General features: G+C 58.4%; 20 protein-coding genes and 1 pseudogene. 6 read left to right on the top strand and 15 right to left on the bottom strand.

Annotation, left to right across the window (positions count from 1 at the left end; all coding sequences use genetic code 11):
- Window positions 1-3: 3 nt before the first annotated feature.
- Entirely contained in the window at window positions 4-615 is a 612-nt protein-coding gene (locus PH605_RS11975; protein WP_010900304.1) for a TraH family protein, read from the top strand.
- 203 nt (window positions 616-818) lie between these two features.
- Entirely contained in the window at window positions 819-2,384 is a 1,566-nt protein-coding gene (locus tag PH605_RS11970) for a Fic family protein (RefSeq protein WP_010900305.1), read from the top strand.
- A gap of 90 nt (window positions 2,385-2,474) precedes the next feature.
- Here the strand turns inward: PH605_RS11970 and PH605_RS11965 are convergent, their stop codons facing one another.
- Window positions 2,475-2,681 carry a helix-turn-helix domain-containing protein gene (locus PH605_RS11965; RefSeq protein ID WP_142845039.1) on the bottom strand — a complete coding sequence of 69 codons (207 nt, stop codon included), beginning with the start codon at window positions 2,679-2,681 and terminating at the stop codon, window positions 2,475-2,477.
- 217 nt (window positions 2,682-2,898) lie between these two features.
- Between PH605_RS11965 and PH605_RS11960 the strand changes: the two genes are divergently transcribed.
- On the top strand, window positions 2,899-3,222 hold the full coding sequence (locus tag PH605_RS11960; protein ID WP_010900307.1) for a transcriptional repressor TraM: 324 nt from the start codon (window positions 2,899-2,901) through the stop codon (window positions 3,220-3,222).
- A gap of 3 nt (window positions 3,223-3,225) precedes the next feature.
- Here PH605_RS11960 and PH605_RS11955 read toward each other — a convergent pair whose 3' ends face one another.
- The 14 genes and pseudogenes from PH605_RS11955 to PH605_RS11895 all read right to left on the bottom strand — a co-directional run bounded on the left by PH605_RS11955 (window position 3,226) and on the right by PH605_RS11895 (window position 14,428).
- Window positions 3,226-3,930 carry an autoinducer binding domain-containing protein gene (locus PH605_RS11955; protein ID WP_142845038.1) on the bottom strand — a complete coding sequence of 235 codons (705 nt, stop codon included), beginning with the start codon at window positions 3,928-3,930 and terminating at the stop codon, window positions 3,226-3,228.
- A gap of 348 nt (window positions 3,931-4,278) precedes the next feature.
- Window positions 4,279-5,577, bottom strand: a complete 1,299-nt coding sequence (trbI, locus tag PH605_RS11950; RefSeq protein ID WP_010900309.1) for an IncP-type conjugal transfer protein TrbI — start codon at window positions 5,575-5,577, stop codon at window positions 4,279-4,281.
- Window positions 5,578-5,588: 11 nt separating this feature from the next.
- Window positions 5,589-6,029, bottom strand: coding sequence for a conjugal transfer protein TrbH (gene trbH, locus PH605_RS11945; RefSeq protein WP_010900310.1), 441 nt, complete (start codon window positions 6,027-6,029; stop codon window positions 5,589-5,591).
- A 3-nt stretch (window positions 6,030-6,032) separates the two neighbouring features.
- A complete protein-coding gene (gene trbG / locus PH605_RS11940; protein ID WP_010900311.1) occupies window positions 6,033-6,845 on the bottom strand; it encodes a P-type conjugative transfer protein TrbG in 813 nt (270 codons plus the stop codon).
- Between the two features lie 16 nt (window positions 6,846-6,861).
- Window positions 6,862-7,524, bottom strand: a complete 663-nt coding sequence (locus tag PH605_RS11935; RefSeq protein WP_010900312.1) for a conjugal transfer protein TrbF — start codon at window positions 7,522-7,524, stop codon at window positions 6,862-6,864.
- 20 nt (window positions 7,525-7,544) lie between these two features.
- Complete coding sequence (trbL, locus tag PH605_RS11930; RefSeq protein ID WP_010900313.1) at window positions 7,545-8,726, bottom strand: P-type conjugative transfer protein TrbL; 1,182 nt, start codon at window positions 8,724-8,726, stop codon at window positions 7,545-7,547.
- A pseudogene (locus PH605_RS25345) lies at window positions 8,720-8,767 on the bottom strand (entry exclusion protein TrbK); the annotation flags it as partial. The gene trbL and the pseudogene PH605_RS25345, both read right to left, overlap by 7 nt.
- 36 nt (window positions 8,768-8,803) lie before the next feature.
- Window positions 8,804-8,920: a DUF2749 domain-containing protein gene (locus PH605_RS25340; protein ID WP_010900314.1), complete on the bottom strand. Its 117-nt coding sequence runs from the start codon at window positions 8,918-8,920 to the stop codon at window positions 8,804-8,806.
- Window positions 8,917-9,714 carry a P-type conjugative transfer protein TrbJ gene (gene trbJ / locus PH605_RS11920; protein WP_010900315.1) on the bottom strand — a complete coding sequence of 266 codons (798 nt, stop codon included), beginning with the start codon at window positions 9,712-9,714 and terminating at the stop codon, window positions 8,917-8,919. Before trbJ ends, PH605_RS25340 begins: the two co-directional genes overlap by 4 nt.
- A complete protein-coding gene (locus tag PH605_RS11915; protein ID WP_010900316.1) occupies window positions 9,692-12,142 on the bottom strand; it encodes a conjugal transfer protein TrbE in 2,451 nt (816 codons plus the stop codon). The genes trbJ and PH605_RS11915 overlap by 23 nt, the downstream gene beginning before the upstream one ends.
- Before the next feature lie 10 nt (window positions 12,143-12,152).
- Window positions 12,153-12,452 (bottom strand): conjugal transfer protein TrbD, encoded by a 300-nt coding sequence (locus PH605_RS11910; RefSeq protein WP_010900317.1) that lies wholly within the window; start codon window positions 12,450-12,452, stop codon window positions 12,153-12,155.
- Window positions 12,445-12,828 (bottom strand): TrbC/VirB2 family protein, encoded by a 384-nt coding sequence (locus PH605_RS11905; protein WP_010900318.1) that lies wholly within the window; start codon window positions 12,826-12,828, stop codon window positions 12,445-12,447. Before PH605_RS11905 ends, PH605_RS11910 begins: the two co-directional genes overlap by 8 nt.
- On the bottom strand, window positions 12,818-13,795 hold the full coding sequence (trbB, locus tag PH605_RS11900) for a P-type conjugative transfer ATPase TrbB (protein WP_010900319.1): 978 nt from the start codon (window positions 13,793-13,795) through the stop codon (window positions 12,818-12,820). The genes PH605_RS11905 and trbB overlap by 11 nt, the downstream gene beginning before the upstream one ends.
- 9 nt (window positions 13,796-13,804) lie before the next feature.
- A complete protein-coding gene (locus PH605_RS11895; protein WP_010900320.1) occupies window positions 13,805-14,428 on the bottom strand; it encodes an acyl-homoserine-lactone synthase in 624 nt (207 codons plus the stop codon).
- Window positions 14,429-14,810: 382 nt separating this feature from the next.
- Between PH605_RS11895 and repA the strand changes: the two genes are divergently transcribed.
- The 3 genes from repA to repC all read left to right on the top strand — a co-directional run bounded on the left by repA (window position 14,811) and on the right by repC (window position 18,498).
- Window positions 14,811-16,019 carry a plasmid partitioning protein RepA gene (gene repA, locus PH605_RS11890; protein WP_234886500.1) on the top strand — a complete coding sequence of 403 codons (1,209 nt, stop codon included), beginning with the start codon at window positions 14,811-14,813 and terminating at the stop codon, window positions 16,017-16,019.
- Window positions 16,020-16,112: 93 nt separating this feature from the next.
- On the top strand, window positions 16,113-17,120 hold the full coding sequence (gene repB / locus PH605_RS11885) for a plasmid partitioning protein RepB (RefSeq protein ID WP_010900322.1): 1,008 nt from the start codon (window positions 16,113-16,115) through the stop codon (window positions 17,118-17,120).
- A 166-nt stretch (window positions 17,121-17,286) separates the two neighbouring features.
- Window positions 17,287-18,498 carry a plasmid replication protein RepC gene (gene repC, locus PH605_RS11880; RefSeq protein ID WP_010900323.1) on the top strand — a complete coding sequence of 404 codons (1,212 nt, stop codon included), beginning with the start codon at window positions 17,287-17,289 and terminating at the stop codon, window positions 18,496-18,498.
- Window positions 18,499-18,713: the final 215 nt, after the last annotated feature.

Below are 18,713 nucleotides of genomic sequence, written 5' to 3'. Positions count from 1 at the left end.
ACCATGCTGGACGCAGCCCTGATCAAAGAATGCGCCGACCCTTCCCTAAAACCCGCGATCGTCGAGCAGTTCGTGGCATCAGCAGGGTCGGCTGATCCCCTCGCCGTCACCGTCAAATCCGGTGGCCGTTTGATCCTCGTGCCGAAAGCAGCGTCGGCTGACGAGGCGATCGCGATCGTGCGGCAATATGCTGGTCAGGCGGTCGTCCGTGTTGGGCTGACCCAGTTTCCCGCCGGCGTCGGCGTCAAAGAGGCGGCGGATCTGAAGCCCGATCTTGTCGATGCCTGCCAGAACCTCCGCAAAGGCACGGCGATGTTCGCCAAGGTCCTGAGGATTGTTGCGAAATGGTACGGGAACCCCACGAGCAAAGACGTTTTCCCGCAGATCTTCGAGGATGCCATCTACGCATGGAAGACCGGCGAATTCGAGGGCGTGAGTGTGTTTCAGGCGGAGGATCCAGGAACACCGGTTGAAGTGCCGCGAAGCGAGGAGAGGATTCCCGCCGAGGAAGAGAGCGCCGAACCGAGACCGGGAGAAGATGCGCCCGAGACAGTGCAGGAGGTCGGGCGCGCGGGGATACGCATCGATCTGTCCCGCATTGGAGGTCAGCCATAGCATTGAGTTCGGTTCGCCTTGGGTGGCGAGGTGCGGTTTGAAGTGCATGAAATTAGTGTAATTCAAAAGCACAAAATTAGTGTTGGCAGCATACTTGAAATTAGTGTATTTCCAGCGCATGAAATTAGTGTTTTTCAAAGGCGCCAAATTAGTGCAACAACAATGCACAGGCGTAGTGGCCCAAATGGTAGCCGGAGGCCAACATGGCGAAGCCCCACGAACTGCTCGCGACATCCCTGGCTGAGCTCAGGGGTGTGACGCAGAACGGCACCCGGTCGGTGGTGAAATCCGAGGAACTAAGCCGTGTTCACCGGGAACGGCTCCAGGCCAATGGCTTCCTTGAGGAAATCATGAGGGGTTGGCTGGCGGTGAACTCGCGACCATCCGCCAATAACAGGATCGATGCCGCCTGGAGCACGGTCTACTGGGAGTTTGTTGCCAGATACCTGGATGATCGCTTTGCCGACGAATGGCGGCTCTCCGCGGAGGCATCCGTGGCTTTGTGGTCCGAAAACCATTCCATTCCTGCGCAGGTTATCGTCAGAAGTCCGAAGGCCAACAATCAGCTTGTGAACCTGCCGTGCAACACGTCGCTCTATCTTTTGCGCTCAAAGGAAAACGAGCCGGCCGAGACAAGAGAACGACTGAGATTGATGCCGATGGAGGAGGCGATCTGCAACCTTTCGCCGGAGACGTGGAAAACGTCGGCGACCGATGTCATCGCCGTCATCGGCTCGATCCGCGGAACAAACACGTTGCTGCAATACCTGTTGGACGGCGGCCGGAGCCACGTCGGCGGTCGCATTGCGGGAGCCTTGCGCCACCTGGGAAGAGCGCGCGACGCAGACACGATCATGAAGACGCTGGAGTCGGCCGGCTATACCCCGCACGAAGACAACCCGTTCGATCCGACGGTGGACCTGATCACGCTGGATGCTCGACGAGTTCAGGCGCCGGCGGCCACCCGGATCAAGAACCTCTGGGCGAAAATGGGGAAAGACGCCCTCGATCACATCGGATTTAAGCAGGTACGGATCAACGACCGCGCCGGATATATCGCCGACATCGATGAGCGTTATGTGGCCGACGCGCTGAATTCGCTTTCGATCGAGGGATACGAAGTTTCCGAAGAGCTGATCCAAAGGGTCCAGGACGGCAAATGGGAGCCGGACGCGGACGCCCGGGATCACGAAACGAAGAATGCGCTCGCCGCCAAAGGGTACAGACTGGCGTTCGAGGAAGTTAGGGAGGATATCAGGAAGATCCTCGATGGCGCGCCAACGGGCGAACTGCTCGAGGCACGGCACCAGGACTGGTTTCGCGCCATGTTCAGCCCCTCGGTGACCGCGGGCATCATCAAGGCGCATCAACTGGCTGGCTATCGGTCGCACAATGTCTATCTGCGGGGATCGTCGCATGTCCCCTTGCCGCCGCACGCAATCGCTGACGCCATGGATGCGCTATTCGAGAGCATTTCTGAGGAACCCGATCCGCGCGTGAAAGCAATCCTCGCGCCGTTTCTCTTCACCTACATCCATCCATTCCCGGACGGAAACGGACGCACGGCGCGCTTTATTATGAACGCGCTTCTGGCCGAGAGCGGAGCTCCGTGGACCGTCATTCCTGTCGCGCGCCGCGACGAGTACATGAACGCCCTCGAGCAGGCGAGCCAGCACGAGAACATCGTGCCCCTCACGAACTTTGTGTCCGAGCTCGTCAAGGCCCCACCGCCATCGACGGAATCCGGGCTCGCGGGGAAAGGCAACTAAAGCAGGCCCGTTCGGATCAGCATACCCGGCTGCTCCCTGCCACTAGCCTCAAGGCCGCATATAGTTCCGGACGAGGGGAGCCCGCGCGCGTCATCTCGTCACCAGCTCGGCAGGTTCGACACCCAGTGCTTCTGCGATTTGCCCAAGGACGGTGACGGTCGCGGACATTTCGGCACGCTCGATTGCTCCGACATGGCGGACGCTGAGGCCCGTACGGTGGGCCACTTCCTCCTGCGTCAATTGTTTGCCATGACGGATTCGACGCATATTGATCGCCATGACCTCCTTGAGATCCATGACGCGAGCGGAACCTGAATCGGAATTATTGTTCCAGGAACTATAGTTCCGATTCGTCACGGCGCATGATATTGTTCGTCCAGGCCGTCCCAAGTTACCCTGGGATATAGGGTGTATGAACTTCTGAAAGACAGGCCGTGCAGTTATGGCCTATGCGGTATAATGCTCAGGGGGATTTTGCTTTCGAGCGGCAAATGAAGAAATTAAGGGGAAGCGGATGAAGGACGTCAACTCGTCCGAGACGAACGACGAAGCAAAACCGATGGGATCCTGCTTCCGATCAATGGACAGGTCGGAACTGGAGACCCTTGCGATATCCGGGATCCGAGAGCACCGCCGGCTCATTGTCGCCGACGAAGCTGTTTACGAGGAATGGACGCGCGCTTCTGCCGATCCATCAGTTTCGAGCGCCGTGCTGGAAACCTTGCAGCAAGAATACGCCGCACGCCAAAAGAAAACCGAATCCCAGCAGGAAGAGCTTTCGCAGATCATCGATGCGCTCGGCTACATCCCCGAGGTTCCGCTCGACGGCGAGGAGTGACGCTCAAACCAAGCCGTGATCTTTAGCGATCGCCACGAGGTGTGGAACGGTCGCCGCGTCGAGCTTTTCGCGCGCTTTATCGAGGTAGTGCTGCACTGTTCGCGCGTTGATCCCCGTCAACATTGCGGTTTCAGGGGCACTTTTGCCCTTTGCCGCCCACATGAGGCACATCGCTTCCCTTGGCGAGAGCAGCCGTTTCGGGGCGACGATCGTCGTTGCTGCGATGATCTTCAGGCGGTAATGGATCGCAAGGACCGCCCGGGTGGCTTTTTGGCCGTCCAGCACTTTGCCGTTCTCGGCTTTCTTTTCCGATGAGGCAAACGTCAGCATCATCGTCGATCCGAAACTGCCTTCGACAGGGATCGTCAGTCCGCTGCGAATGCCGTGCTCGATTGCCTGGTCGCGAAAGCGTCTGAGCTCCGAGGAGCCACGAGCCGGCCAATCATCGGCCGTCCAGGAGAACGTCTCCATGCGACGTTTAGCTTCCGTGATGACGGGGTCGATGCGCGAATAGTGGCTGCCGAGGTAAATATCCTGCCATTCCTCTGGATAGGAGTTAAATGTGCGGATTTCCAGGGCCTCAGTCTGGAGATACGCAAAACGCTCGAAACCATGGGAGTTTGCGAAGCTCTTCAGAGCGCTCTTGATCATGCGTTCATCGTGCGCAGCTTCTGTCATGTCGATTAGAGAACGAAAGTCACCGTCCACTAGCTATTCTCCTCTTGCGCAACTGCGGCCTCCCAACCCGTCGCGCCTTCGACGCGCCGCCAGTTACATGGTGTCCCCGTGCGGCGAGCCGGAGCCAACGGGACATCGGACCATGGCTGCGAATTCTCTGTCCCCATTCGTTTCCGATGAAAACACAGTTGCCTTCTACCCGAGCCATATCCATGGTCGTTGCAACATACAGGTCTACTCACCTCTACCGAGTATTCAAGGCCTCTTAATACAAAAGATGACAATTCGAGAACAGATTTTTGGCGAACGCTGATTTTCGGGGCGCGGATGGATTGCTCCACCCGACGACACGACGGGAATCGCAGCGTTCGAAATGGGTTAGCGCCCGCTATAAACAGACGGAAAGATGATATCCTGGTCGACGAGAACGTTGAACTTGTAGCCGGGACGGATGCGAATCGTCGGCTGAACATTCAGGTTCTTCGAGATCGTCTGTTCCGCGACGCGACCGAAGCTTTCGGCAAAATTCCGCCGTGCTGCATCCGATGCCGTGTCCTGGGTGGCCAGTGTTGAACTCTCTGGCATTGACATGTCGATCCCCGTCCCGATGATTGCCACCAGTGCTGCCGAACCGAACGTTCTCCAGAGATGGCGGTCGACCTTGTCCTGGAAGCCCCCATATCCTTCGGCGTCGGTGCCTGCCATGCCGCCGATCTGTAGGGTCGACCCATTCGGGAAAATAAGGTCGGTCCAGACGACGAGAACGCGCTCCTGACCGAAAGATACTTTGGAATCGTAGCGACCGAAGAGCTTTGCGCCCTGCGGGACGAGAAGGCGATAGCCGGTTGCGCTATCGTAGACGTTCTGACTGACCTGCGCGGTGATGCGTCCTGGCAGATCGGAATTGAGGCCGGTGATCAACGTTGCGGGAATGACCGAGCCGCGCTTCAGTTCATAGGGCGACATCTGCGGCACGACCTGGTTCGGCAGGTAGCCGAGATCCTTGATGTCCTGATTGAAGAAATCCTCCTTTGACGTTTGTCCGTTCTGATCGACGTTTTGGCCCATCAGGCCGGATTTCATGGCGGCGGCATAAAGGTCCGACGCACTGTTCGCCGCAGTATTTGTCGGCTGGCGGCCAGTGTCGTTGGTGGAGTTTGTGGCCTTCTCGACATCTCCGATGTCTACCTTTAGCGGCGAATCGAGCGCCGTAGCGCGAGCCTGGAGGCGAGCCATCCGTTGCCGCTGGGCTTCGCGCATATATTGTTCATCCTGCTCTCGCTTCAGCCGAGCCTTCCACTCCTCCTCGGATTCGAGCGTCGAGCGTCTCTCCTGTCGGTCATTCGGCCGGCGTTCGACGACGGGTTCCTGCTTCTCGACCTTCTGCTCAACGACAGGGGTTGGCTGAAACACCTCCTGCTTTTCTGGCTCGCCGATGATGCCGTCGGTTACGCCCCGTTTTAGCTGGTCGCCGAAACTGGTCGCAGGTGTGTTGGAAGCCCCCTCGATGTCGCCGCGATTGAAGGAAAGCCCGCGCAGCGACAGACCGATTACGACGACGCCGACGAACAGCGCGATGACGATCATGGCGATGATGATCGGCAGGCGGTTGAGCCGACGCATGCTATTCTGATCATTGGCATGGGCTGGCGCGCCAAGTTGGAGCGACTGGACCATATTGCTCTCCGTCAGTTGCGCTGCATGATCGAAAGCGGACTGGCCGGCGTGGCGCCGGCCGCCGTTGGCGTGTAAGCGCGCCCGAGAGCGATCGAAGGCGTCGAGACCCGCGCGAGCAGCTGCCCGTCGAGGCCCTCGATTGCATAAGCAAGTTCGACCGGCTTGACATCTTTGCCGACTTTTCCGTCGGTGATGACCGTGTAGCCCCACCCCTTCAGGGCCGCCTCGAGGGCGGTCGCGAACTCCGACGTGTCCTTCTCCATTTTGATCGTCGTCGTAGCACCGGCCGGGCCGATCTGTTCAACCAGACGGCTTGCCATGTCGCCGGCGATGGCGCTTGCAGCCGGTCCAGTGACGACCACAGGGGTCGAGCTGGTGGTGAGTGCGTCGTCGGCCGTTTGGCAGCTGGAGAGTAGCACGGCCGCGATAAAGAAGGTAAACAGCTTCCGCATGGTTCAGCCTCCCCGCCGGATGGTGATCTTCTGCTGCCGCCAACCGACTCCGGAAACAAGGATCGCCTTGTCGATCGCATAGTCGACGGTCATCATGTCGTTCGTCATGCGATAATTGACGATGCGGTTCTGGCCACCAGACACAACAAACAGCACAGGTGCATCCTGGCCGGAGATCGACTTCGGGAACTGGATGTAGGTCTTCACCCCGTCCGAATAGACCCGCTTCGGCCTCCAGGGGGCGCTGCCGTTTACGGAGTAGGAAAAGTTCAGCTTGTCTGGCGCGGTGCCGGGAATGCCGCCGGTTTCGAGACGGGCATTGATGTCGGCGAGCTTGGTCGACACATCCTCCGGATATTCGAACCCGACACGCGCCATGTACTGGCTGGGATGGGACTTGAGCTGGACATGATAGGTTCGCCGTGACGTGGTGACGACCATCGAGGTGAGAAGGCCGGGCTCAGATGGTTTGACGATCAGGTGGATTGCCTGCCCACCTGTCGCCCCCGAAGTGGCCGGCTCCACCTTCCAGCGCACGGTGTCGCCGACCAAGACGTCACGAACGATCTCACCGCCCTGAAGCTCGATATCACAGACTTGCAACGGCGAGCAGACGACGGATGGCTGGGTCTCGCCGAATAGAAAGATCACTTTGCCGTCCGGCCCAGTCGTGACCAGGCCCGGTGTGCCGCGCCATTTCCGGGAGATATTCGTGCCCTTGACCTCGTTGCTCGTCATGCTTTGCGCCTGCGCGCCCACGACAAAGGCGAGTCCGGCCATGCAGCCGGCGGCTGCGATCAGTCCTGTCTTTTGCATTGAGAAATCCCTGCCCTTAAAGCTGTGCCGTCCAGTCGAAATCCCGGACATAGAGGCCGATCGGGTTGAGGCGGATCGTCGCCTCATCCTGTGGCGCGGTGAGCGCGACCGTCGCGATGCCGCGGAAGCGGCGTGTCCCGGTTTCCTTGCCCTTGCGGTCCCGCTCGTATTCCGTCCAGTCGATCTGATAGGTCTGGTTCGAAAGCGCCACGATGTTGTTGACCTCGATAGCGACGGTCGAGGATTTCGCCTTCTCGAAGGGTGAATTGCCTCGGAACCAGGCGTTGACCTTCTCCGTCGACGGGTCGGAGGTGCGAAGAAGAGCGTATGTGCGGTCGATATATTGCTTCTGCACCACCGCATCCGGCGTGATCGAGCGAAAGCTTGTCACGAAGTTGCCGAGTGTGGCGCGTACCACGCGGACATCGGCATACTCGATTTGCTCGGGAAAGCCTGCCGTGACTGACGTTCCGAGTTTGTCGACCTCGACGATATAAGGCACCAGCTTGACCTGGGTGCTGAGATACATCGCGTAGCTGAAGCCGATGACGGCCATCGTCAGGCCGAGAATGCCGACGATCCGCCATGCGGAAGCAGCCTTCACATATGTGCCGTAGCGCTCGTTCCATTCCTGGCGGGCGGCAAGATACGGATTATCAGGGGCGCGGTTCGCTGCCATTTAGTCTTCCCTTGTCTCGATTATGGTTTGTCGTTGCGTTCGGGAGGAGGCTTCGGGCCGCTGTGACCGCTGCGCTGTTCATCGAGCTTGGCGTTGGCTAGTCCGAGGATGGACCCCGCATAGGCACCGGGAGATCCGATTGCCTTTTCCTTGGCGGCCAAGCCTGCGGCTTGTGCGCCGGAACTGAAGCTTGCGCCTATCCCCCGCAGGGCAGCACCGGCGACGGATGAACCGCCAGCTCGTGCGGCTTGGGCCGCTGCAAAACCCGCGCCGGCAGCGCCGGCGGCCAAGAATCCAGCGCCCGCGGCGAATGACGCGGCCTGCCCGCCGTGGCGGATTGTCTCCATACCGCCGGTGACGGAAGCACCCTGGACGACACCCTGGATGATGTTCGGCACGTACATAGCGATGATGAAGACCACGACGGAAATACCGGCGATGGCCAGGGTGGTGACAAACTGGTCCGAGGATGCGGTCGGGGCATTGGCCAGACCCAAGAGGACCTGTGACCCGATCTTTGCAATCATCACCAGCGCCATCAGTTTCATGCCGACGCCGAAGGCGTACACAAGATAGCGAACAGCAAAGTCCTTGGTGAAGGAAGAACCGCCCAGGCCGAGCATGATCATGCCGGCGAGCAAGCCGACATACATCTCCACCATCACCGATACGAAAATTGCGGCGACGAGCGAGAAGCATATGACCACGACGCCCATGGCGAGAACGGCGGCGATCGCGAGGGCGTTATCCTCGAACACACCGAACTGCGCCTGTTGCGACATTTGCGAGGCGACGCGGATGCCGGCATCGAACACTTCGGCGGGCGAAGCTGAACCGCCGCCGGCGCCAATTTGGAAAAGGCTGTCGACCACCGCCCGCGCAAAGGTCGGACCTTGGGTCAGAACGAATGCGAAGAACCCGACGAACATGATCCGCCGCACCAGTTCAGCGAACCAGCTGTCCAGGGAGGCTGACTGGATCGCCAGCCAGACGGCTGCAATGCCGATCTCGATCGTTGCGAGAATCCAGAATAGGGACTTCGCCGCATCCATGATGGTGGTCTCCCACCCTTTCGCGGCGGCAGAGACCTGGTTTTCCAGTTCCGTGAGAACCTGCCCCTCCTGCGCGAAAGCGGGTGCAACATAGCCGAGGAAAAAGAGACCTGCAATCAGGAATGAACGTGCAACAGTTGCCTTCACCATCTCGGTCGCATCTCCTGACCTTCCTTGACCGGCGGCAGATCCTTATTCGAGCCGAAGAACTTCTCCCGGGCTGAGCGCTACTCCTCGGTAAGCGCAGGTTTTCCGCCGTCGCTGGATTTGACGATCAGCACTGTGGCCGCAGCGGATGCACCGGCGAGAGCAAGCACCAAGGCAATCAGGACAGAGCGGCTCACCAGCGCGGCTCCATTTTCTGGCCTTCCGGAACGCTTTTGACCTCGGCGTTGAAGAATTTCTCGCGCCGTGCCTGTGCCAGATCCTTGTCGGTCTGCTCCGTCTGAAGCCAGGTTCCCATCATCGTCATCTGTTGCGAGACGAGACCGCGAAGCTTCTGCATCTGGGCAATCTGCTGAGCGGCGATCTCGTGGCCGACCTGCAAAGCCTTCATCTGCCCGTCCGCCGTTTCGGACATCGACCGCAGCGAGGACATCGTATCTTCCTCGCTATCGAACTGGTCGGCCGTGAGGCTCGCCGCTTTCAGCGAGCTGGCGATCGTGTCACGATTGGTGTCCGACCAGGATTGGTAGGTCGAGGAGAACGTCGCGTTATCAGGCAAGTTGGTTTTGAGATCGGCGTAGCTCTGGAAGCGCTGCTGAAGCACGTCGTCAGCGTTGCCCATGGAAAATGAGATACTCTGACCCTGGTCGACGATACTGCGCAGTTGGTTGAGATCGCTTTCAACCTGCCCCCAGACATGGTCAGGAAGCTGCGCGGTGTTTTGCAGCATGTTCTCGTAGATCTTGAGCTGGTTCTGGATCTGCTCCGCAAGCTGGCTGATCTGCGTAAGCTGGTTGTCGACCTGGATGCCGGAACTCTTCATGAGGTCCACCAGTTGCGCATTGTTGGCGAGCTGCGTCCATTCCGTCGCAGCACCGGTGGCTGTGCCGGCATGCACTGAGCCCGCGACTCCGATCGTGAGAGCCGCGGCCGCCAAGCAGGCGAGCCATCTATTTGAGTAGCGATGCGGCATCGTGAACTCCTCTCGTTTCAAGCCAGTGGATCGGCCAGTCGCGGCCATGTTCGGATTTCAATGCGCGGATGCGCTTGAGGTCTTCCTTCCCGGAAGCTCCTACGAAGCTCAGCGCGACCGGCCCAAGCGACATGTCGAAGAGCCGCCGGCCTTCCGGCGTGGCGACGTAGTATTCGCGTTTGGGGGTTGCGTTCGCGACGATCTCGATCTGGCGCTCGTTGAACCCTATTCGCTCATAAAATTCCCGCGTTCCCGGCTCACGAGCGGCGCCATTCGGGAGGCAAATCTTGGTCGGGCAGGATTCCTTCAGCACGTCGATAATCCCGGACCGTTCGGCATCGGAGATCGATTGGGTCGCGAGAACTACCGCGCAATTCGCCTTGCGCAACACCTTGAGCCATTCCCTGATCTTGCTGCGGAAAACCGGGTGGCCAAGCATCAGCCACGCCTCGTCGAGGACGATCAGGCTGGGCGACCCATCCAAACGCTTCTCGATCTGTCGGAACAGATAGGTCAGCACTGGCACGAGATTGCGCTCGCCCATGTTCATCAGTTGCTCGATCTCGAAGGTCTGGAAGGCGCCGAGTGTGAGGCCGTCCTCTTCCGCATCGAGGAGCTGGCCCATCGGGCCATCGACGGTGTAGTGATGCAGCGCGTCCTTGATCTCGCGCAGCTGCACGCCGCTGACGAAATCCGAGAGTGAGCGACCGGATGCGCTCGCCATCAGTCCGATTTGCCGAGAGATGGCGTTGCGATGATCGGGGGTGATGGCGACGCCCTGCAGACCGACCAGCATCTCGATCCACTCTGTCGCCCAAGCCCGGTCGGCGTCACTTTTGAGATCAGAGAGCGGGCAGAAGGCCAACGCCCTCCCCTCTTCCGCATCCTCGCCGCCGATCTCATAGTGATCACCGCCGGCAGCAAGCGTCAGGGGAAGAAGTGAACTGCCTTTGTCAAAGGCGAAGATCTGGGCATGTTCGTACCGCCGAAACTGTGCGGCGATCAGAGCAAGCAGCGTCGATTTGCCCGAACCGGTCGGCCCGAAGATAAGGCAATGACCCACGTCATCGACGTGGAGGTTCAAGCGAAACGCTGTCGAGCCGGTCGCAACCTGCATCAGGGGCGGGGAGTTCGCCGGGTAAAAGGGGCATGGCGCGACCGGGTTTCCGGCCCAGACCGAATTCAACGGAATCAAGTCGGCGAGATTGCTGGTGCTGATCAGCGGCTCACGGATGTTGCAATACGAGTTTCCCGGCAAGCTGCCGAGATAGGCATCGGTGGCGTTCAGCGTTTCGATCCGCGCCCCAAAGCCTTCCGCCTGGATCAGCCGCCGGATCGCTTCGGCCTTCTCCTGCAGGGCTTCGCGATCGTTGTCGAATAACACGACGACCGGTGTGTAATATCCATAGGCAACCAGCTGCGATGAGGCCTGCGCGATGGCGTCCTCGGTCTCGACCACCATCGTCATCGCGTCCTGGTCAACGGACCGGCTTTGAGTCTGGAATATCTGGTCGAAGAACGGCCTGACCTTCTGCTGCCATTTCTTCCGTGTGCGTTCGAGTTTTTGGCGGGCTTCCTCGGCATCGAGAAAAATGAAGCGCGATGACCATCGATAGGTGAGCGGCATCAGATCCAGGCTGTTCAGGATACCCGGCCAGCTTTCGGCAGGCAGGCCGTCGATCGCAACGACGCCGAGGAAACGGTTTTCGACCTTTGGCGTCAGTCCGTGCTCAAGCTCGGCCGTCGCGATCCAGTCGAGATACATCGGCACATCGGGAAGCCTGATCGGATGGCTCTCGCCGGTAATGCAGAAGCGGGCGAACTGAAGCAGCTCGTCATATCGGGCAATTCGCTCCCCTCCCCTTTCGACCGCTTCGCGGGTTTCCATTCGCCGGATCGAAATCGTGTTGGCAAAATACTGCTCAAGCTCTCGCACCGCGTTTTTGAAGACGAAGAGCACCGTGTCCGCGTAGGACTTCTTCCGGCTTTCCTCGTCCGAATAGATGTATTTGCTGAGAGCAGTCTTCTTGGACTCGAGCGGCCGATAGGTCAGGATCAGCGCATGCTTGCTCTCGAAATGCCCCTGCTCGCGGGCAAAATGCGCCCGACGCTCGGCATCGATCGCGCGGGTCACTGGGTCGGGGAAATGGCAACGGTCTTCTGTAGGATAGTCGACCGTCGGAATGCGGATGGCGTCGACCTGGATCATCCAGCCGCTTCCAAGCCGCGACAGGACCATATTGATCTGCCTCGACAGGTCGTTGCGCTCGAGGTCGGTGGCGCTTTCAGAGTCCGGGCCGGCGAAATACCAGCCGGCCATAAGGCTTCCGTCTTTCAGCAGGAGGACCCCATTATCGACCAGGGCGGCATAGGGAACGAGATCGGCGAACGATGGGCCGGTCGCCCGGAAGCGTTTGAGAGCTACCATGGCCGTCTCCTCAGTACCGGCGCCACGGCGACGTGGTCGCCTTGTAGTAGGGCTTGTAGGAAATGTGCCGGATATAGACCTGCCGCATGAACGGGTCGGACTTCGCCATCATCCTGAGGAGCCCGACGATCATGACCCAGACGGCGACCCCGAAGAGCGCCGAATAAACCGTCAGCACCACGAAGATCAGGATGACTGCGGCGAGACCGGTCAACAGCACCAATTCCCGATCGGCGCCCATCAGGAGGTTCGGACGCGAGAGCGCACGGTGGATGCGGTTGCGATGCAGGCCGGATAGGGACTTAGCCATGAGTGCCCTCCCCTCCTTTTGTCGAGTCGATCGTGGTGAGCTGTTCGCTCGTTAGCCCTATCGAGGCGCCGGTTGCGCCGAACAGGCCGACGATGTTGGTGGCGCCGAGCAGGATGCCTGCGACGAGAACGACATAGACAAGCCGCCGGGCGAAATCGTTCAGCTCGCCGCCGAAGATGAGCATGCCGCCGGCTATGGCCACGGCCGCAAGCGCGATTGCACCCGCAACTGGGCCGGTGATGGACTCCTGGATCTGTTGTAGCGGCCCTTCCCATGGGAGACTGCCGCCGGAACTGGCGAGCGCTGGCGCGACGGAGGCGAAAACAATAGGCGCCGCCAGAAGCGCGGCGGCGATGAGTGCATGCTTACGCGACATGGCGCGCCTCCTGTTCTTCCGTGAGCTGATCGGATTCGATCTCGTACCGTCCGTTGATGAACCGCTCGACTTGGATGATGTCGCGAACAAGCCGCCCACGCGGCGTCCGCTCGATCGAGATGACCAGGTCGACGGCCTCTCCAATCACCTCGTGCATCGGCTGCTGGCTTGCCTCGGCGGTCAGTTGTTCAAGCCGACGCAACGCCGACATGGCGGTGTTCGAGTGAATGGTCGCCACGCCGCCCGGGTGGCCGGTGTTCCAGGCCTTGAGCAGGGTCAGGGCCGCGCCGTCGCGAACTTCGCCAACGACGATCCTGTCCGGACGCAGCCGCATGGTGCTCTTTAGGAGCCGCGCCATGTCGATCGTATCGCTGGTGTGCAGAAGAACGGCGTTCTCGGCAGTGCACTGGATTTCCGCGGTATCCTCAAGAATGACGAGGCGGTCCTCCGGCGCGGATTTGACGATCTCGTCGATCACCGCATTCGCAAGCGTCGTCTTGCCTGAACCGGTCCCCCCGGAAATGACAATGTTGAGCCTTGCGGAAATGGCGCTGCGAATCGTCGACGCCTGGTACTCGGTCATGACGCCGGTGCGGACATAATCTTCGAGCGGAATGAGACGTGATGCCCGGCGCCGGATCGTGAAGGCAGGCTTGGCGACGACGGGGGGCAACAGACCCTCGAAGCGGTGGCCGCCGATCGGTAGCTCGCCGGAGATGATCGGTTGTTCGGTGTCCACTTCGGATTGAAGCGCATGCGCCACAGTACCGATCACCATCTCCGCGGCAGCAGACGACATCTCGCCGGCGGGCGCAACGCCATGTCCGAGGCGTTCGATAAACAGCTTTCCATCCGGATTGAGCATGATCTCGACGACTGTTGCATCGTCCAGCGCCACGCAGAGCTGGTCACCGAGTGCTTCCTGAAGTTTACGCACAAGCCGAGGGTGAGAGCGAAGCTGGTTCACGGATTTCTCCTACGCTGCCTTGCTGAGGGAGGTGAATTCAGAGCGATAGTTGGCGGGACGGAGCTTTTGAAATGTACTGGCGTCGGCGAGTAGGATTCCCGCGACCGCCATCGTCACCCCGAACTTCCTGGGCTCGCCCAAGCGCTGAAGGGGCCATCCGACGCGCGCGAGGATCCGCTCGAAACGCAGGTCAGTGACGGTGACGATTTCGGTGAAACCGTTCGACATGCACCATTCGATGATGCCGGCGAACATGGTCAGCGTCGCCTCATGGACGGATCCGTCTCCCCTGCCCTCGCCGAGCGCCGTATCGACGCAAAAACGGGAGCTCTCGATCATCGCGGCATGGGCGTTCAACCGGCCATTCGGAAGGAGTGAGTGAAAGACGTCGGCCACCATTGTGGGGCCAGGCGCCGGAAGCAGCCGCGCGCATCCTGCTACCTGGCGACTGTCGGAAATTGCGAGGATGTAAGTCGGTATCAGAGTGTCGAAAGCATCCAATTCCAGGCCGTCGATAACTTCGACATCCCAGCCTAGCCGGTCGGCGAAGACCCGCGCGCGTAGCTCGTGATGGCGGTGGATAAGCTCAGCTTCCTGAATATTTTTCGGTGTTGAGATCGCGAGAACCTGCATGAATTTCTCCGTCGTCGTTGTTCGGCGGAGAACTCAGCACGGTTTGGATACGGTGAGTAGTTGTAGGATTCTACAAGGTAAGATCCAGCTGAGTCGCGGTGGTGAGTCTGCTTTAGCTGGACGACAATGCGGATTCCATGTCGTCTCCTTTGGGTTACGATTGTAGGATTCACAGTAAGACAAATCATGAACATAACTGACGGTCTGGTATGCTAACAGGTTGTATTAGATAATAAATCCGGATTTTGTGTGTTAGGTGGATCTGCGGTCGTTAACCTTCTGTTAACGCTATTTCCCTTGCGGCATTGCCAGAATCATGCGTTATCTTGAGACGGCAATAACGCGTCTGACGCTAATAAACCGTCTGAAACCTGAGGCCCAAGTGAACGTGATCGACCGGCACATTAATCGAGCATCAACTTCCGCACACATCACCCAGCGCGCGGAAGCGTTGTCTGCGAGACTCAGGGCGGTTGGTGAGCGCGCGTTTCCCCCTACCGCACAAAAGTCGCTTCGATCTTTCACTTCCGGCGAGGTCGCCGAAATTGTCGGCGTGTCAGACGGCTATCTTCGCCAGCTTTCGCTCGATGGACTCGGCCCTTCGCCAGATTTGGGAAGCGCCGGTCGCCGCTCTTACACTTTGGAGCAAATCAATCAACTCCGTGAGTATCTTGCCGGAGCTCGACCTAAGGAAGCAAGTAGATTTTGGCCACGTCGGCGCAGTGGCGAAAAACTTCAAGTGATCACGGTCGCAAATTTCAAAGGCGGCTCCGCGAAGACAACAACTGCTGTTTATCTCGCACAAGGACTTGCGTTGCAGGGCTACCGTGTCTTGGCGGTTGATCTTGATCCTCAGGCTTCCCTCTCCGCAATGTTCGGTTATCAGCCAGAGTTCGACGTTGCCGAAAACACGACCCTTTATGGTGCGATCCGCTACGACGACCAGAGGGTGACGATGAAGGACGTTATCCGGCGCACCTACTTTACCGGGATAAGCATTGTCCCGGGTAATCTCGAACTGATGGAGTTTGAACATCAGACCCCTCGATTCATGCTGCAGAATCGAGGGCGTCCGGAGGATCTATTTTTCAGACGTGTCGCAGGCGCAATCAATCAGGTCGAACAGGACTTCGACGTCGTTGTCGTCGATTGCCCCCCACAACTGGGCTTTTTGACCATGGGCGCCCTTAACGCAGCGAGTGGCATGATTGTGACTGTCCATCCCCAAATGGTCGATGTCGCATCCATGAGCCAGTTCCTCTTGATGACGTCCGATCTCGTGTCGGTAATTGAAGAAGCCGGCGGACGGCTCGACTACGACTTTCTAAGGTTTCTTATTACGAGGCATGATCCGCGCGACGTCCCCGAGCAGGAAATCGTGGCGCTGCTTCGTGACGTCTTCGGAACCGACGTCATGGCGGCATCCGCATGGAAGTCGACGGCAATCGCCAATGCCGGTCTTACCAAGCAGTCGCTCTATGAACTCTCGCGCGGCGCGGTAGGACGGACGACGTATGATCGAGCAATGGAATCCATCAATGCCGTGAATCTGGAAATTATCGACCAGATAAACAAGGTCTGGGGTCGATGATGGCGGCTCAATCGCTGATAAATCAAAACCTTAGTGTGTTGTCAGCTGACTACACGGTCTTACTAGAACTGTTGTTTGGATAGGGTCGAAACGATGAGCAAACGCACACAATCCATTCGCTCAATGTTTGCCGGGGGCAACGATCAGACCGCTTCTAATGACGCACAGCAGCCTGTGCAGCGAGTTGCCTCGGGTGCGGTCCGGTCGTTGAAAGACACGTTCTCAGAGGTGGAAAGACATTACGAAGAGCTCAAGCAGCAAGTTGCTGACGGAGCTGTTCCAGTCGAAATAGACCCAGAATTGGTCGACCCCTCGCCCTTCGCGGACCGGTTTGCGGACCAAGACATGGCTGTCTTGGAGGTCCTTAAGACTTCGATCAAAGATCATGGACAAGAAATTCCGATCCTTGTTCGACCGCATCCAGCTGAGATCGGACGATATCAGGTTGCCTACGGCCACCGCAGACTACGTGCGACTGCCGAACTCGGCTTGAAAGTCAAAGCCTATGTCCGCGAACTGGATGACGATCGTCTTGTCGTCGCGCAGGGCATCGAGAATTCCGCTCGTGAAGACCTGACTTTCATCGAACGGGCGGCGTTTGCACTCAAACTGGACGAGGGTGGTTTTCAACGGTCGCTAATACAAATGGCTTTGTCTGTTGACCGACACGAAGCTCAAAAGCTGGTAACAGTTGCTCGGGCAGTTCCGCAGTGGTTGATTGATTCCATTGGCCGTGCGCCGAAGATCGGTCGACCGAGGTGGCTGGAGCTCGCAGAACTTTTGAAAGTCCCGGGCGCAGAGAAGAAGGCCCGCAAAGCCACCCAGGACAAATCCTTCTCACATAAGGATTCTGACAATCGTTTCCTGGTCGTCCTAAGAGCGTCCAAGATAGATGATGTGACGGCGTCGTCTGTAGCCCCCACCCGCTTGGTCGCAAAATCTGCTGACGGGCTTCAAATCGCGACGCTCGCCATCGGCGGCAAGCAGTGCAAAATCGAAATGAACCGAGATAGAGACGAGACTTTTGCAAAGTTTGTTATGGAGCAGCTTCCTGCGCTCTACGCGAACTTCAGAAAGGAAAATCCGTCATCTGAAGGATAAATAAGGATAGGAACAGCAAAAGAAAGGCCCCCAAACGTCGCCGTCGTGGAAGCCTCTCTCAATGGTCTAAGCAGCCTGAGAATCGCATTTCCATGAATCGCAGTCAAGAGTCTTTGGCACCGTTTTTGGTGAGCAGATTTCTTTTGCCTATTGAAGGGTGAAAGACATGCAGAGTGGAAATGTGACGACGCCGTTTGGGCGGCGGCCGATGACGCTTGCCTTAGTGGCGGCACAGTTCAAATCCGCCGACATCAGGCAGGGTAAATCGGCCGACAAGTGGAAGATCTATCGCGATGCTTGTGACGCGCGATCATTGTTGGGTTTGCGCGATCGGGCACTTGCAGTGCTCAACGCGCTTCTATCATTCTACCCTGAGGCTGAACTCAAGGAGGAAGCGAATCTTATCGTGTTTCCGTCCAATGCCCAACTCGCGGCACGGGCAAACGGTATCGCCGGCACGACGCTACGCGAGAACTTGGCCCTCTTGGTCGATGCAGGTCTCGTCCAACGGAATGATAGCCCGAACGGGAAACGCTATGCGCGCAAGAGCTCAGATGGGTCCATCGAGACAGCCTTTGGCTTCAGTCTAGCGCCGCTTCTGGCCCGATCAGAAGAACTTGCGGTTATGGCCCAGCAGGTCGCAGAGGGTAATCGCAAGCTCAAAATCGTCAAAGAGCGCATCACAATTGCCCGACGGGATGTCCGGAAATTGATCTCTGCGGCAATGGAAGATCACGTTCCCGGGGATTGGGCCAAGGTCGAGGAGCTTTATGTTGAAGCCATGGCACGGCTGCGGCGGGCAAAAGGGGCGGACGAATTGATCGGAATTCTCGACGAAGTCGAGATGCTGAAGGAAGAAGTAGTCAATCTATTGGAACGGCACGTCAATCTTGAAAAATCCGACGCCAATGATGACGGATTCCGTCAGCACATACAGAATTCAAATACCGAATCCAGCAATGAACTTGAACCTTGCTCTGAAAACGAGCAGGGCGCGAAGCAGAGTAAAAACGTTGAACTAAGAGCCGAATCGATAAAATCATTCCCGCTTGGTATGGTCCTTCGGGCATGCCCGGAGATTTCCATGTATGGTCCGGGCGGAGCAATCGGCAGCTGGCGGGACCTTATGATGGCCGCCGTGGTCGTGCGATCAATGCTGGGGGTAAGCCCGTCGGCCTACCAGGACGCCTGCGAAGTAATAGGGCCTGAAAACGCGGCCGCAATGATGGCTGCAATCCTGGAGCGGGCGGGGCACATCACATCGGCCGGTGGATATCTTCGCGATTTGACGTCGAGGGCAAAACGCGGCGAGTTTTCTCTCGGACCAATGTTGATGGCGTTGCTGCGGGCCAATGGCGGCGAACAAAGGCGGGCTTAATCGCGGTTCCAAATTATATCCCTTGAAAAACATCAGTGCCCTTTGAACCGCCGCTTTGTTTTGTTGTCAGCTGACCACAAGCTAAATTGTTGTTTTTGCTACTTGGTTGCAATAATAGCATTCTAAGGTGCGATTTTACTTCGCAGATCCATTCAGAATGGCGGCCCGTTCAGGTGCGTGAGCGAATGCGAGACCTTATATCCATGCGGACGCTC

This window comes from Agrobacterium sp. CFBP 3001, assembly GCF_027871605.1.
Taxonomy (GTDB): Bacteria; Pseudomonadota; Alphaproteobacteria; order Rhizobiales; family Rhizobiaceae; genus Agrobacterium; species Agrobacterium leguminum.
The sequence above is the reverse complement of the archived record's forward strand: the minus strand, read 5'-3'. Positions and strand labels throughout refer to the sequence as shown.

What these genes read in the sequence shown, in the direction of transcription:
- trbH (WP_010900310.1), bottom strand. Translation starts at nt 6,029, where the DNA reads ATGCGGAAGCTGTTTACCTTCTTTATCGCGGCCGTGCTACTCTCCAGC.
- trbL (WP_010900313.1), bottom strand. Translation starts at nt 8,726, where the DNA reads ATGGTGAAGGCAACTGTTGCACGTTCATTCCTGATTGCAGGTCTCTTT.
- PH605_RS11895 (WP_010900320.1), bottom strand. Translation starts at nt 14,428, where the DNA reads ATGCAGGTTCTCGCGATCTCAACACCGAAAAATATTCAGGAAGCTGAG.
- PH605_RS11910 (WP_010900317.1), bottom strand. Translation starts at nt 12,452, where the DNA reads ATGGCTAAGTCCCTATCCGGCCTGCATCGCAACCGCATCCACCGTGCG.
- PH605_RS11960 (WP_010900307.1), top strand. Translation starts at nt 2,899, where the DNA reads ATGAAGGACGTCAACTCGTCCGAGACGAACGACGAAGCAAAACCGATG.
- PH605_RS11935 (WP_010900312.1), bottom strand. Translation starts at nt 7,524, where the DNA reads ATGGCAGCGAACCGCGCCCCTGATAATCCGTATCTTGCCGCCCGCCAG.
- PH605_RS11905 (WP_010900318.1), bottom strand. Translation starts at nt 12,828, where the DNA reads ATGTCGCGTAAGCATGCACTCATCGCCGCCGCGCTTCTGGCGGCGCCT.
- trbJ (WP_010900315.1), bottom strand. Translation starts at nt 9,714, where the DNA reads ATGCCGCATCGCTACTCAAATAGATGGCTCGCCTGCTTGGCGGCCGCG.
- repC (WP_010900323.1), top strand. Translation starts at nt 17,287, where the DNA reads ATGCAGAGTGGAAATGTGACGACGCCGTTTGGGCGGCGGCCGATGACG.
- PH605_RS11965 (WP_142845039.1), bottom strand. Translation starts at nt 2,681, where the DNA reads ATGGATCTCAAGGAGGTCATGGCGATCAATATGCGTCGAATCCGTCAT.
- trbI (WP_010900309.1), bottom strand. Translation starts at nt 5,577, where the DNA reads ATGGTCCAGTCGCTCCAACTTGGCGCGCCAGCCCATGCCAATGATCAG.
- PH605_RS11970 (WP_010900305.1), top strand. Translation starts at nt 819, where the DNA reads ATGGCGAAGCCCCACGAACTGCTCGCGACATCCCTGGCTGAGCTCAGG.
- PH605_RS11915 (WP_010900316.1), bottom strand. Translation starts at nt 12,142, where the DNA reads ATGGTAGCTCTCAAACGCTTCCGGGCGACCGGCCCATCGTTCGCCGAT.
- repB (WP_010900322.1), top strand. Translation starts at nt 16,113, where the DNA reads ATGAGCAAACGCACACAATCCATTCGCTCAATGTTTGCCGGGGGCAAC.
- trbG (WP_010900311.1), bottom strand. Translation starts at nt 6,845, where the DNA reads ATGCAAAAGACAGGACTGATCGCAGCCGCCGGCTGCATGGCCGGACTC.
- PH605_RS11975 (WP_010900304.1), top strand. Translation starts at nt 4, where the DNA reads ATGCTGGACGCAGCCCTGATCAAAGAATGCGCCGACCCTTCCCTAAAA.